This is a genomic window from Paenibacillus sp. V4I9 (genome assembly GCF_030817295.1).
Taxonomy (GTDB): Bacteria; Bacillota; Bacilli; order Paenibacillales; family NBRC-103111; genus Paenibacillus_E.
In genome coordinates this window covers 729,701-742,874 of sequence record NZ_JAUSZE010000001.1, presented here as the reverse complement: position 1 = coordinate 742,874, position 13,174 = coordinate 729,701, and the positions used below count along the sequence as shown (strand labels likewise).

The window sequence follows — 13,174 nt, the reverse complement described above, 5'->3', positions numbered from 1 at the left end:
GGCACGCCTTTTTCATTTTCACAAACTAACAATCGCTTTAATGACCTTCGACTCTGGCTTCAACCAAGTCTCGAACTGTCCAATCATGCTCTCGAAAGTCGCGCGGTGCGTGATGTAGCGCTCGATGTCGATGATGCCGTCTTGCATGGCGGCACTTACGGTGTCGAAATCCTCCATGGTCGCATTGCGGCTGCTCATTAAGGTCAGCTCCCGTTTATGAAAGTCGGGATCATGGAAGGTGATATCTGCCTTAACCAGTCCGACATACACGAGTTTGCCGCCATGTGCGGCAAGTCCGAACGACTCCGTCATCGACCTGGCGTTCCCTGTCGCATCGAATACGACGGTAGGATATTCGCCGTTCGTGAGCGCGGCTAGCTGCTCCTTCGGCTGCTGCAAGGCATTAATCGTATGGTCGATTCCTGCCCAATCACAGCAAAAGGCCAAGCGCTCATCGTTAATGTCCATCGCAGTTACATTCGCACCGAGCTGCTTAGCGAGGATCATGACGCCGAGTCCGATTGGACCAGCGCCAATTACCAGCACGTTTTCACCAGCGCGAAGTTCGGACCTTCTCACTGCGTGAGCTCCGATGCTCAGCGGCTCTAACATAGCTGCTTGGTCCAGTGTCAGCCCATCGGTCTTGATGAGATGGCTGACTGGCAAGGCGATCAGCTCTCTCATCCCCCCGTCGATATGTACGCCAAGCACCTTCATATCTGTACAGCAGTTCGTCTTGCCATTACGGCAAGCAATACAAGTGCCGCAGTGCATATAAGGGACGATGCTTACTTGATCACCGACTTTTAGCCCTGTGACACCCTCAGCAATCTGTTCAATATAACCAGCCAGTTCATGCCCGAGAATACGCGGATAGCTAAAAAACGGCTGATTCCCTTTATACGCGTGCAAATCCGTCCCGCATATGCCAATCCTCTTGATGCGAACAATAGCTTCACCTGCTCTTAGACTAGGCTCCTGTACTTCTACTAGTTTAAACTTTTCGATCTGTTCACATATGATTGCTTTCATACCTGGTTTCCCCCTGTCCCATTACATATAGGTCTTCTCGTTATATTCGGGTCTTCCACTAATCCAAGATTTATTGTGAATAGGGGTCAGGATCTCTAACACTTCATGAAGCAGCTCGATGTCCATTGGTTCATCTGTCCACGCAATATTTTTGCGAATGTTGTCAGGGTTCGCTGTGCTGACTAGCGTCGTAGGGATGCGTTCATTCGCTGTTGCATACTGCACGGCCAACTTGGCAATGTCAGTTCCCTTACTTGCACAGTGTGCAGCAGCCTGTTTACATAATCGCTGGATTTCGCCTGAGGCTGGATGCCATTCCGCCGCTGGCCTAGTGCTCAGAAGCCCCATCGACAGCGGTGATGCATTCACCAAACCGACCCCATGCTGCTCCAGAAGCGGAACTAGATCCAGCAAGGAAGTATCATTCAAACTATAGTGACAGTACGACAAGACGGAATCGAGTTCTTTGTGAGCCAATGCCTTTTCAAATATAGATACCGGCAAACCGGATACCCCAAAATAACGAATCTTACCTGATTGCTTCAATTCATCCAGCGCAGGGAAGGCCCCTTCCAGAATCTCGTTAAATGGGACAAACTCCATATCGTGTAAATATAAGATATCAATATAATCCGTCCGAAGCCGCTGTAAGCTCTCATCGACACTTTCCAGAATTCGCTTCTTCGAGAAATCGAACACTTCTGCTCCGTACCGCCCTGCCTTCGTCGTCAGGATGAAACGATCCCGATCCAACTGGGCTATCGCCTTACCTAGTACTGTCTCTGCCTTGGTTAATCCATAAAAGGGAGACACATCAATCAGATTAATGCCCATATCAATCGCTGTATGAACGGTTCGAATACTTTCTTCTTCGTTCGTTTCACGAAATACAGATCCAAGTGAGGATGCACCAAAGCTCAGCACGGAGACGTCCAGTCCGGTTTTGCCTAATTTACGATATTTCATAATTTATAAAATTCCTTTGCATTTAGTCCGAATAAGCGGGCTTTATCTGCTTCCGACCAATTTCCTGGCAATGCTTGAGTAAGCACATCAATAACGTCATCGTACTCTGCTGCGAGCAAACAAACCGGCCAATCACTGCCGAATAAAACACGCTCCGCTCCGAATACATCTATCACATGCTGGATATAAGCAGTAAAATCCTCACGCTTCCACTCCGTATGATTGGCTTCAGTCACCATACCGGACAGCTTACAGTATATATTGGGATGCTTCGCAATAGCGGCCATTTGGCTTTTCCAAGGCTCAATAACGCCATCCGCAATACGCGGCTTAGCCATATGATCGATAACTGCGCGTAAACCCGGAACCAAATTCAAAAGCTGAACCACCGGCTCTAATTGATGAGATACGACAAGCAGATCAACGGGTACATCTTTTTCGGCAAAATAACGGATCGCTTCTACAAAATGAGGCTCAAGTATAACACTCGCATCCGGCATTTCTTGAATCATGACCCTAAAGCCTACATATTTGGGATGCTGGCTAAATCTTTTGTAATGGATATGAAAGTCAGGATCATTCAGATTGAGCCAACCTACTACTCCTGCAATCGTATCTGATTCCTCGCTTAGAGATAATAGATAATCCGTTTCTTCTAATGTCGGCGCCGCTTGAACAACAATGGTTTTATTCAAGTTGTGCTGGTGCAGGTGGGAGAGTAAGTCGTCCGGCAGAAAATCACGATATAATACCGATAGTTCCGGTGTAAGCCACCCATAGTCACCCCGATCCATCTTCCAATAATGCTGGTGTGCATCGATCCGCATAAGATTCTCCTCTTCATTATCCGTATTTGGTACCGCTTTCTTCTATTGTATCACCAAATAAATCATATGAAATAACGATATCTAGCATATTTATACGGTTTTTTGATATCATGGGTCTACGAGCTAATTTGAAGGAGAGATCATATGCATCCTGTACGTAAAGTGTTCGATTCAAACGATGCCTTCCCGTTCTCATTTGCCTATAAAAACACGAAGAGCTCGCAAAGCGAGCTCCCTGATCATTTCCATGATTGGTATGAAATTGTGTATGTGTATCGAGGAAATGGAACTTTCTTTATCGATCATACTTTTTATGAAATGAAACAAGGTGATCTCTTCCTCATCCCAGGCAATACGATTCACCGGGCAACGCCGGATAAAGAGACACCTGTAACGTCCACAGCGATTTATTTCAGCCCCAGCATCATACAGACTCTTCACTTGGGTGACTCTTTCTCTTATTTGCATTGCTTCGAGCAAGCCGCAGAACACCGCAATTACAAGTTTGAAACGCTGCTCCCGCAGCGTCAACAACTAGATGTGTGGTTGGAATCCATTCAATATGAATTCAAACATCCGAACTTGGGTCACCGGCAAGCTATCTTGCTGCAGCTCCTTCAACTCCTGCTTTTTTTGAATCGTGATTTGGGTTCTGGCACGAAGCCAAACGCAGGGGATTCCATCGCTCCCCCTATGTGGATGAGGGAAATTTTACTCTTTATCGATCAGCATTTCTGTGAAGACATCGGCCTTAAGACGCTTTCGAAGCAAGCCTCCGTCACGCCTGCCCATTTCAGCCGGGTATTTAAGCAGTTAATTGGGATGAATATTACCGCCTATATCATAACCAAACGAATAATACGAGCGAAGCAGCTGCTTAGCGAAAACGACCTCAACATTAGCATCATCGCAGAAATGTGCGGCTTCGAGAGCTTACCCCATTTTCATGCCATGTTCAAAAGAGTTCTGGGGATGACACCCGCGGCTGCTAGAAAGTCGGCTAGATAGCTGAGCTGCACTGGTTATTTGGAGGCGTTCAATCGAGCAATTGTGATCATATACGTGGTACCTTTGGCCACTTCACTCTTGACCTCTATCTTACCTTGCATCTTTCTAATAATGCTAAACGAAACCATTGTGCCAAGGCCCGTCCCTTTATCTTTGGTCGAAAAATAAGGAGTTCCAAGTCGATTCATTTGCTCTTTGGTCATACCAATACCTGTATCTCCAACCGAAATAACAACATGTCCGTTTATTGAATGGGCAGTAAATGTCAAAATCCCGCCATCAGGCATGGCCTCAATACTATTTTTCCCGATATTAATTAGCGCTTGCCGTAATTTATTTTTATCACCAAGAATCAGAAGCTCTTCTTGTTCGATTTGTTTGATGATCTGTACATTTTGATAGTTGGCATAGGAAGTAAGGACGTTAGCTACATAATCGATCTCATTCTTCATTTCGATTACTTCTATTTTTTCCGGTTCAGGTTTAGCGAAAGTTAAATAGTCGGAAATGATGTGCTCCGCACGCTCCAATTCCTCCAGACAAATTTTTTGATAATATTGTCTATTCGACGTCTTAAGGTCATCTTTCCCCATCAATTGTATAAATCCTCTGACCGAAGTTAAGGGGTTTCTTACCTCGTGCGCAACAGATGCCGCTATATCACTGACAATCTTCATCTTCTCGCTTCTTATGATTTCATCGCGCAATTGGGCATTTCTCTTGAAAGTTTCGAGTACGTATACAAATAAACCGGAAATAGCGCATTGGACAACAATTACACCGTAAAAAACCGGATAATTCGTATTAAATAAGGTAGACAGATTGCCTATGAGATAGCTATAAACGGTTAAACTTATAAGACGAATACTAGCATAAACAAGAATGGATGAGATCATTTTCTGAATCAATGATAATCCCTGGAACTTGATTACAAACCAGATAATCACCAAAAAAGTAGGTAGAAAAGCGATGATATATGCCATCTGGTTGGGACTGCCTTGTATAAATCGATAGACAACGACCACCGCATATAAAAAAAGAGAGACGTAAACGCCTCCATATAAGGAGCCTATACTTAGCGCAATACCGCGTAAATCAAAGGTAAAACCATTAAGTACGACCGGAAACGTCATTGTAGCCACGAGCGTGAAACAAAAAACAATGGCAATTATTGTCCGAGTGTAGCCATAATCACGATCTGACTTCATGATATAGGGGTAAAGGACAACAGGTAGAAACACAAGAAATAAATTGAATAGAAGATCCCTAACGTGATTAAACATATAGCCTCCCAGTACCGTCCATACACATAACAGTACCACTAAACATGATGTGGAAACAATTAAAAAAACATCCTCCATAGATGTCTATAGAAGTTGTTTAAGTTTAAGTTTAAGTTTAAGTTTAAGTTTAAGTTTAAGCCTAAGCCTATTAATTTTAAGGACGCCAGCCAACTAGTTATCACGGATTTTGTTCTTTGTAATAGTCAACGGTCTCTTGCAAGCCAATTCTTAAAGTATACACCGGACTCCAATCCAAACCGGTAAACGCAGCGCGATTATCCAATCGACTGTGAATGATATCTCCAGCTCGGGCAGGTGCGTAGGAGGGATTGAAGCTCACCCCGCTAATGTCGCACATTTCCTTAAGAAGAGCGTTAATACTTGTCTGCTCGTTCCAACTGATATTATATAGACCTCGGCTCCCCAGGTTCAGGGCGGCCATATTTGCACGAACGATATCTTTCACATAAATAAAATCTCTTGTTTGCTCCCCATCACCAAAAATCAATGGTTGTTTCCCCTCTAGAAGCTTGTCTACAAAAATCGAGACTACGCCTCCCTCACCCTTTGGATCCTGTCTAATCCCATATACATTCGAATAACGTAAAATCGTATAATCTAACTCATAAAGAGAAGAAAAACTCTCTATATAGTGTTCCGGTGTATGTTTAGAAATACCATAGAAGGATAGCGGCTTTATCGGATGAAGCTCATCAACACCCAAATATTGCGGGGTTCCATACACCGCTGCGGATGAAGCGTAAATCAGCTTCCGAACACCATGTTCCCTGCATTGTTCCAAGACTGCTATCGTTCCGAGAATGTTTATTTTAGCGTCTAGTAAAGGATAAGTAAGCGAGGTCTGGATATCGATTTGTGCAGCATGATGAATCACGACTTCTGGGCTCGCAGCGGTAAATGCTTTTGCTAATCCGTTATCTAACAAATCTCCACGATGAAAGACAGCAAGGGGATTCAAATTCTCTTCACGACCTGTAGACAAATTATCAAGAATATGTACATGATGCCCAGAAATGATCAATTGATCGACAATATGTGAAGCAATAAAACCGGCTCCCCCGGTAACTAAAATATTCATAAGCGCACGCCCCCATCATGTTAACGTAAATAAGCTACAATATAGATCACTCGACTTGCGTTTTATTATATTATAAATAACAAATAAAAAGAGCCATTATTTCGAACTAGATGAACTAGCTCCAGATAATGGCTCTATTTTTTGTCAGCCTTAGATTTAATTTTTCACGACTCTATCATATAAAAAGTCGGCAATATGGACGGCTTCCATGCGATCTTTTTGCCCATGCTTTTCAATACCCAGCTTCATTTGCAGCAAGCAACCAGGGTTGCTTGTAACCAAATACTGAGCGGCAGTAGCGTTCACATTTTCCATTTTATGTTCAAGAATTTGGTTCGCCATTACGGGCTGTGTGACATTATAAATGCCGGCCGAGCCACAGCAGGAACCTGCATCTTTCATTTCAATAAAGGCAACATTGCCTACCTCTTTCAGAAGCTGTCTGGAAGGATTGCTGCCTTTCATGACATTACGTAGGTGACAAGAGTCCTGATACGTAACGCGAGTGGAAGCTCCACCGTCAACAGTCTCTGCGAACTGGAGTGGACGTCCTTGCTCAACTAGAATCGTACTGATGTCCTTCACTCGCGCAGCGAACCAAGCCGAAGCTTCCTTCCATTCCGGCCCCTCGTGAAGCAAATGATCATACTCCACTAGAATGGCGCCGCAGCCACCCGCATTGGACACGATATAATCTACACCGGCTTCTTGGAAAGCGCGAATGTTATTCTTGGCCAAAGCTTTCGCCTGATCACTCTCACCGCTATGAGCATGAAGAGCCCCGCAGCAATTCTGCGTCTCTGGAATGACCACGTCAAATCCCGCTTCAGAAAGCAGCTTTACCGTTTTGATGTTCGTTTCGGTAAACAAAACATCCATTAAACAGCCGCGGAACATGCCAACCGTAGCAATCTTTTCCCCTTTTGCCGGAATGTAGGTGCCCAATTGCTCTACGATCCCTTTACTGGAAGCGTCAGGGAGTATTTTTTCCATATCGGATAAGTGCTTGGAAAATACCTTTACAGCGCCTGTTTTCCTAACGACGGTTTGCAACCCTGATTTTTTATAAAAATGAAGGCCTGATCCTAACAAACTCATCCTTTTTTGATGAGGGAATAGCTCCTTGAACACCAGCTTACGTACACCGCTTACCCACCATCTGTGCTGCTTCGTGTGCGTCTCAATTGCATCGCGCGCCTGCTCAATTAACTGACCATATTTCACATCAGCCGGACAGGCTGGTTCACAAGCGCGGCATCCTAGGCAATGGTTCATTTGGTCTTCGAAGCTGATACCTGGCTCCATAATACCATCCACGGCCGCTTTCATAAGTGAAATTCGTCCGCGAGGAGATTCGGCTTCCACGCCGGTCTCCTTGAATGTCGGACAAGCTGGCAGACAAAAACCGCAGCGCATACAATTGGTTAACTGCTCGTAATCCAGCTTCTGTACCAGTGTTTCTTGAAGTGTTGCTGCTGCGAGCTTAGCCACGATCAATCACCACCCTGCGTCTGGACTCTTTGGCAAACATTTTACCTGGATTTAACAGATGGTGAGGATCGAAGACTTCCTTAATCCCTTTCATCATGGCGATTCCGGTACTTCCCACTTTCCATTCCAAGAAAGGCGCTTTGACTAAACCAACGCCATGCTCGCCAGTAATCGTCCCCCCCATCCCGATTGCCGCTTCAAATATTTCTTCGAAGGCTAATTCAACACGATGTATTTCTTCGTGATCCCTGGCATCCGTCGTCGCCGTTGGATGAAGGTTGCCATCTCCTGCATGTCCAAAGGTACAAATTTGCACGCGATGCTTCTCGGCTATGCGATTGATTTCTAGGACCATATCAGCAATCTTAGAGCGTGGAACCGTTGCATCCTCCAATATCGTTGTTGGGCGTAAACGGGCGAGAGCGGTAAAGGCGCTTCTCCTTGCCGTTAACAGCTTCAGAGCTTCCTCTTGATTGCTCGCAATGCTAACTTCATCCGCCAGCTCCTCGCGGCAAATTTCTGAGATCCGTTCGATATCCCGCTCAACGGTTTCCATATCACCATCCTGTTCGATTAACAAAATAGCTGCCATATCGAGCGGAAGTCCCAACTTGGCGAAATCGTCTACAACACGAATCGTTGGATTATCCATGAATTCTAAGGTAGCCGGAATGATGCGATTTTCAATGATTTTGGATACCGTACGAGCTGCTCCATATAAGTCTTTGTACATGGCGAGCATCGTTTTCTTATATTTGGGAGGCGGTATTAGCTTAAGCGTTGCTTCGGTAATGACGGCTAATGTACCCTCCGAGCCAATAAGGAGCTTCGTTAAATCATAGCCGGCCACGTCCTTCATCAGCTTCCCGCCAGTACGCATTATTTCGCCTGAGGCTAGGACACATTCTAATCCGATCACATAATCTTTGGTGGTGCCGTATTTTAAGCCGCGAAGACCTCCGGAGCATTCCGCTATATTTCCGCCTATCGTCGAGATCGACATACTGCTTGGATCTGGTGGATAAAATAAGCCAAGATTTTCAATATGTTCAATGAATTGCTTCGTAATGATTCCCGGCTGAACGGTTGCCGTTAAATTTTGCAAATCAATGTCGAGTATCGCATTCATTCGATGCATGACCATCACGATGCCCCCTTGAACAGGGACCGTTCCGCCGCAAAGATTCGTGCCTGAACCTCGGCTGACCAGCGGAATGCGATGCTCATTTAACACTTTCATAATCTCAGATACCTGCGCCGTATCTTTGGGATAGATCACACCTTCAGGCAGCGCTTGGAGCATGGGTGTCCCATCGTAAGAATGCGTAACAAGAGATTCCATATCATCTTTGAAAAATGCTTCGCCTACAATATCCTGCAGTTTTTGTCTTACTCGGCTTTCAAGCATAAATACCTCCCATGGGACTGCTCATTTATTTCAACACAATTGATCATGTGATCAGATGACTTTTTTTCTATTTTAACTTATGATTGAATAGATGTATAGATACTTCATGGGGGAATTATATGACATTTCAGCAGATTCGACCGCAGAAGGGCTCGGAAATCGTGCTTCAGCAAATTAAAATGCAAATCGAGACGGGTACATATGCACCAGGTTCGAAACTTCCTACCGTCGTGGAGCTTGCAGCTAGCTTTCAGGTTGGCCGTTCTACGGTTAGAGAAGCGCTTAGCGGATTAAAGGCAATGGGCTGGGTAGATATTCGACATGGCGGAGGCACCTTCGTTACGAACCCTTTGCCAATAGACAGCAGCAGCCTCTTTGACCAAGGCCAAACGCTGCAGGAAGTGCAGGAGGTGCGAAGATTCATAGAGGCGGGTTGTGCTTCGTTAGCCGCAAATCGCCGTACCGAAGGAAATCTGACGTCACTCAGGCAGATCCTTAGCACGATGGAAGCAACACTTGAAAATGAAGAAGAAAGCGAGCAAGCCGACATTCGCTTTCACCTAGAAATCGCCAAAGCCTCTCACAATTCCCTCATGATCGGGATGATGGAGTCATTGACGGAGCGGTTGCAGCAAAGTATGAAGGCTTCTCGCCGTCTATGGTTTTTTGCTGAACGTGCTTCCGCTGAGAAGCTCCTCCAGGAACACCGTGACATCGTCGATGCCATCGAGATTAAAGATGAGCAGCTTGCAGCGGAGAAGATGTCGCAGCATATTCATAAAGTGGATCAAGTAATTCAAAAGCTTGCTAAAATCTCTACGGATACATTCTGAGAAACTTTGCTGCCTATTCTTCTATAACTGGTATCCGCTCGATTCGGGGATCGGTAAAGATGTCATACTCATCCCGGCTAGTGCTGGAAAATTCAGAAACAACTCTGCTGTGCGCTCTTGAGCCCTCGTGATCTCGCTTCTATTCATCTCTTCTTGCCCTCCCTAAAAGTACCATCGGATATTGCAGTCTGCCAGTTCTATATCAAAAGAATCTAAGGCAGGGCTAACTTGCCCATGATCGTAGGTCGTTCAGCTCCGGTAGCGGATGGCAGATTATTAGGCGCGCCATGAATCCAATCGTTACCCAGCAAGGCAAAGAGGACAGCTTCTTTGGCATCACCTGATAAGCCAAGTTCATCCGATGTAAGAATGGATTGCTCCGGAAGCAGCTCTCGGAGCATTCCGAGCAGCGTCTGATTATGCGCCCCGCCGCCGCTAACAATCACTTCCGCAATGTTATACTCTGGGAAAACGAAGTCGTTGTAAGCATTGGCGATAGAATGCGCGGTAAATGAAGTTGCTGTCGCGACGATGTCTTCAGGAGGTAATCCTCGCTCAAGAGCAGTCGCCAAATAAGAAGAGGCGTATGCTTTACCAAAGAGCTCCCGCCCCGTTGTTTTGGGTGGAGGGAGTTTGAAGTAAGGATGTGCCAGCATGCTATTAAGCAGCTCTACATCTACAAAGCCGATAGAGGCCCACGCGCCATTCGAATCATAAGTCAACCGGCCTTGTGAAAGCTCAAAGACAACTTGGTCCATGATCATATTGCCTGGTCCTGTATCAAAGGCGATAAGACGATGAGAATCGGTCGATGCGGAAGCCGGAATGGCGGTGCAATTGCCAATCCCGCCGATATTTTGGAGAATACGACCCTTTTCCTCATGGCGGAACATAATAAAGTCCCCGTATGGCGCTAGCGGTGCACCTTGACCGCCAACCGCCATATCCGCTGTACGGAAATCGCCAACAACAGGTCTTCCCGTCCGCTTAGCAAGGACGGATAAATCGCCGATTTGCAGGGTTGATTTCGGCAGAAATGGATTCGCTTCATCCGCGAATGGAATATGCCATACCGTCTGACCATGAGAGCTGATGAGATCAATTTGCTCCAAGGGAATGTTAGCCGCTGCTGCCGCACGTAACACTGCATCGGCAAAGCACTCTGCTATCGCGAAGTTCATCCCGCATAGCAAAGACACATCGGAATGTTCGATGGAACATAATTCTTTGAGCTTTTCCCGTAATTCATCTTCATAGGCGAAGCTCTCAAAGTGGAGCACCTTGACCTTCGCGTCAACGCCGCAGCCATCAATTCGAACAAGCGCGACGTCTATGCCGTCGAGGGAAGTACCTGACATGATTCCAGCAACCGTCAGAGATGTTTGGTTCAAAAGGGAACGCAGCATCACAAACCACCCTCCCACTTCCATCCTGCAGGATAGTCTAAACCGAGCGAGACCGGCAGCCGGCCTTGCGGAGTAAGCTGACCTAGCAAGCACTTGGCCGCACTTTGCAGGGCAAGCGGCCGGCTTTCATAAGCCGCGACGAAGGTTGAAATCTCCGGCAGCTCCAGCAAATCGTAAGGCACTCGCAGTGCGACGACGACAAGCGGCTTGCCGAGCGTCTGCAGGGCTCGCACCAGCTCGATCTGCGCGGGATGGAATCGGGCGTTGTACGTCCCGATAACGATCTGCTCCGCCCGCTGCGCCTCGGCGAGCAGCCCAGCGCTCCTCGCTGCCACCTCCGGCAGCGGCAGCACGCGATCGAGCACGTCTAGGCCGTGCTCGGCCAGCGCAGCCCCCAAGCTCGCGGGGCCCGCGTATGTTTCGTCGACACCCGACGAAACAGCTGCGGCCACAGTGATCGCGAGCGTCTTCACCCGCTTCAGCGGGAGCAGCTTCTGCTCGTCTTTGACGAGCGTGATGCTCGCCTCGCTGAGGCGCTGGGCGACCGCGCGGTGCGCCGCGGTCCCCACTTCATCCGCGGCAGCCGCATTTGGCCGCGCTTCAAACAAGCCGCGCCGCTCCTTGAGCGCGAGCAAACGGATTACCGAAGCGTCAATACGCGCTTCGGTAATCCGCCCTTCGCGCACCGCGCGCTCCAGCGCGTCGATGGCCGCGAGCTGGCGGTCGCGGCTGTGGCTGATCAGCACAAGATCAGCACCCGCTTCGACCGCCATGACAGACGCCGGTGCTGTGCCGTAATGCTCGGAGATAGCGTTCATTTCCATGCAATCGGTCATGATAACTCCCTCAAAGCCGAGCTCCTCGCGGAGCAGTCCAGTAAGTACCGACTTCGAAAGCGTAACAGGCAGCTTAGCCGATTCTAAAGCGGGGAAATAAATGTGCGCTGACATAATAGCATCCACGCCGTTCTTGATCGATGCAACGAAAGGTACCAATTCAACCGCACGAATACGCGCTTCGGAATGCTCGATCGTTGGTAAATCCAAATGTGAATCCACATTCGTATCCCCATGACCCGGGAAATGCTTGGCCGTTGCGACGACCCCAGCATCCTGGTAACCTTGCATCGACTGACGTCCAAATTCAGCGACAAGTTCCGGAGACTCCCCGAATGATCGAACACCGATAACGGGATTATCCGGATTATTATTCACATCCAGAACAGGTGCGAAGTTCATATTAACGCCCAGCGTTCGCAGTTCCTGCCCTGAAATAAAGGATGACTCATAGGCAGACTTTGAACCGTCAGTTGCTTCAAGAGCTCCCGCGGCTAGTGCCATCTGCCCAGGCATTAACGCCACGCCTTCCGTTAAGCGAGCCACCATGCCGCCCTCTTGATCGATGGATATCCATAAAGGCAGATTCTGAGAACGCTTTGCAACTTGTTGGAGCTGCTCGGATAACCGAGCAACTTGCTGTGTATCCTGTACATTACGAGCGAAATAAATGACCCCGCCTATGTTATTTTGTTCAATAAAGTTCTCCAGATCTTCGGTCATACCCGTGCCTTCAAATCCACAAAGGATCATTTGACCGATTTTTTGCCGAAGCGTCAATTCATTGAGGTCCCTCTGGCTCCTGCTCATATTCATCTCGTTTATTACTCCCCTCGTAAAGCAATCAAATTCATCTATGTAAGTGTTTACAAAGTGAACCGAATACCTATTATTATAGGAACAACAAAATAATATTTCAATACAAATATAAAACATGAAATTTTATTTTAAATAAAATCAGAACCGATTAGAATGAAAAAGAGGC

12 protein-coding genes are annotated in these 13,174 nt (G+C 47.0%); 2 read left to right on the top strand and 10 right to left on the bottom strand.

The window, feature by feature from the left end:
• Positions 1–18: 18 nt before the first annotated feature.
• From QFZ81_RS03530 to QFZ81_RS03520, 3 genes are read right to left on the bottom strand one after another with little or no spacing between them, the layout of a single operon-like run.
• Positions 19–1,032, bottom strand: coding sequence for a zinc-binding alcohol dehydrogenase family protein (locus tag QFZ81_RS03530; protein ID WP_307448060.1), 1,014 nt, complete (start codon positions 1,030–1,032; stop codon positions 19–21).
• A gap of 21 nt (positions 1,033–1,053) precedes the next feature.
• Positions 1,054–1,998 carry an aldo/keto reductase gene (locus tag QFZ81_RS03525; protein ID WP_307601450.1) on the bottom strand — a complete coding sequence of 315 codons (945 nt, stop codon included), beginning with the start codon at positions 1,996–1,998 and terminating at the stop codon, positions 1,054–1,056.
• A complete protein-coding gene (locus QFZ81_RS03520) occupies positions 1,995–2,825 on the bottom strand; it encodes an amidohydrolase family protein (RefSeq protein WP_307601448.1) in 831 nt (276 codons plus the stop codon). The genes QFZ81_RS03525 and QFZ81_RS03520 overlap by 4 nt, the downstream gene beginning before the upstream one ends.
• A gap of 144 nt (positions 2,826–2,969) precedes the next feature.
• On the opposite strand from QFZ81_RS03520, the gene QFZ81_RS03515 reads away from it, so the two are divergent.
• A complete protein-coding gene (locus tag QFZ81_RS03515) occupies positions 2,970–3,833 on the top strand; it encodes an AraC family transcriptional regulator (RefSeq protein ID WP_307601445.1) in 864 nt (287 codons plus the stop codon).
• A gap of 14 nt (positions 3,834–3,847) precedes the next feature.
• Here QFZ81_RS03515 and QFZ81_RS03510 read toward each other — a convergent pair whose 3' ends face one another.
• The 4 genes from QFZ81_RS03510 to QFZ81_RS03495 form a co-directional block, all read right to left on the bottom strand.
• On the bottom strand, positions 3,848–5,116 hold the full coding sequence (locus QFZ81_RS03510) for an ATP-binding protein (RefSeq protein ID WP_307448076.1): 1,269 nt from the start codon (positions 5,114–5,116) through the stop codon (positions 3,848–3,850).
• A gap of 178 nt (positions 5,117–5,294) precedes the next feature.
• Positions 5,295–6,215: an NAD-dependent epimerase/dehydratase family protein gene (locus tag QFZ81_RS03505; protein ID WP_307601444.1), complete on the bottom strand. Its 921-nt coding sequence runs from the start codon at positions 6,213–6,215 to the stop codon at positions 5,295–5,297.
• Between the two features lie 156 nt (positions 6,216–6,371).
• Entirely contained in the window at positions 6,372–7,706 is a 1,335-nt protein-coding gene (locus QFZ81_RS03500) for a (Fe-S)-binding protein (protein ID WP_373463627.1), read from the bottom strand.
• The gene (locus QFZ81_RS03495) at positions 7,699–9,114 is read right to left on the bottom strand and encodes an FAD-linked oxidase C-terminal domain-containing protein (RefSeq protein ID WP_307448083.1); all 1,416 of its coding nucleotides are present in this window, start codon (positions 9,112–9,114) and stop codon (positions 7,699–7,701) included. The genes QFZ81_RS03500 and QFZ81_RS03495 overlap by 8 nt, the downstream gene beginning before the upstream one ends.
• A 119-nt stretch (positions 9,115–9,233) precedes the next feature.
• Between QFZ81_RS03495 and QFZ81_RS03490 the strand changes: the two genes are divergently transcribed.
• On the top strand, positions 9,234–9,947 hold the full coding sequence (locus QFZ81_RS03490) for a FadR/GntR family transcriptional regulator (RefSeq protein ID WP_307448086.1): 714 nt from the start codon (positions 9,234–9,236) through the stop codon (positions 9,945–9,947).
• Between the two features lie 21 nt (positions 9,948–9,968).
• On the opposite strand, the gene QFZ81_RS03485 is transcribed toward QFZ81_RS03490, so the two are convergent.
• The 3 genes from QFZ81_RS03485 to nagZ all read right to left on the bottom strand — a co-directional run bounded on the left by QFZ81_RS03485 (position 9,969) and on the right by nagZ (position 13,005).
• Complete coding sequence (locus QFZ81_RS03485) at positions 9,969–10,094, bottom strand: hypothetical protein (RefSeq protein ID WP_307448089.1); 126 nt, start codon at positions 10,092–10,094, stop codon at positions 9,969–9,971.
• A gap of 65 nt (positions 10,095–10,159) precedes the next feature.
• The gene (locus QFZ81_RS03480) at positions 10,160–11,353 is read right to left on the bottom strand and encodes an anhydro-N-acetylmuramic acid kinase (RefSeq protein WP_307606819.1); all 1,194 of its coding nucleotides are present in this window, start codon (positions 11,351–11,353) and stop codon (positions 10,160–10,162) included.
• On the bottom strand, positions 11,353–13,005 hold the full coding sequence (gene nagZ / locus QFZ81_RS03475) for a beta-N-acetylhexosaminidase (protein WP_307448095.1): 1,653 nt from the start codon (positions 13,003–13,005) through the stop codon (positions 11,353–11,355). The genes QFZ81_RS03480 and nagZ overlap by 1 nt, the downstream gene beginning before the upstream one ends.
• Between the last annotated feature and the right edge of the window lie 169 nt (positions 13,006–13,174).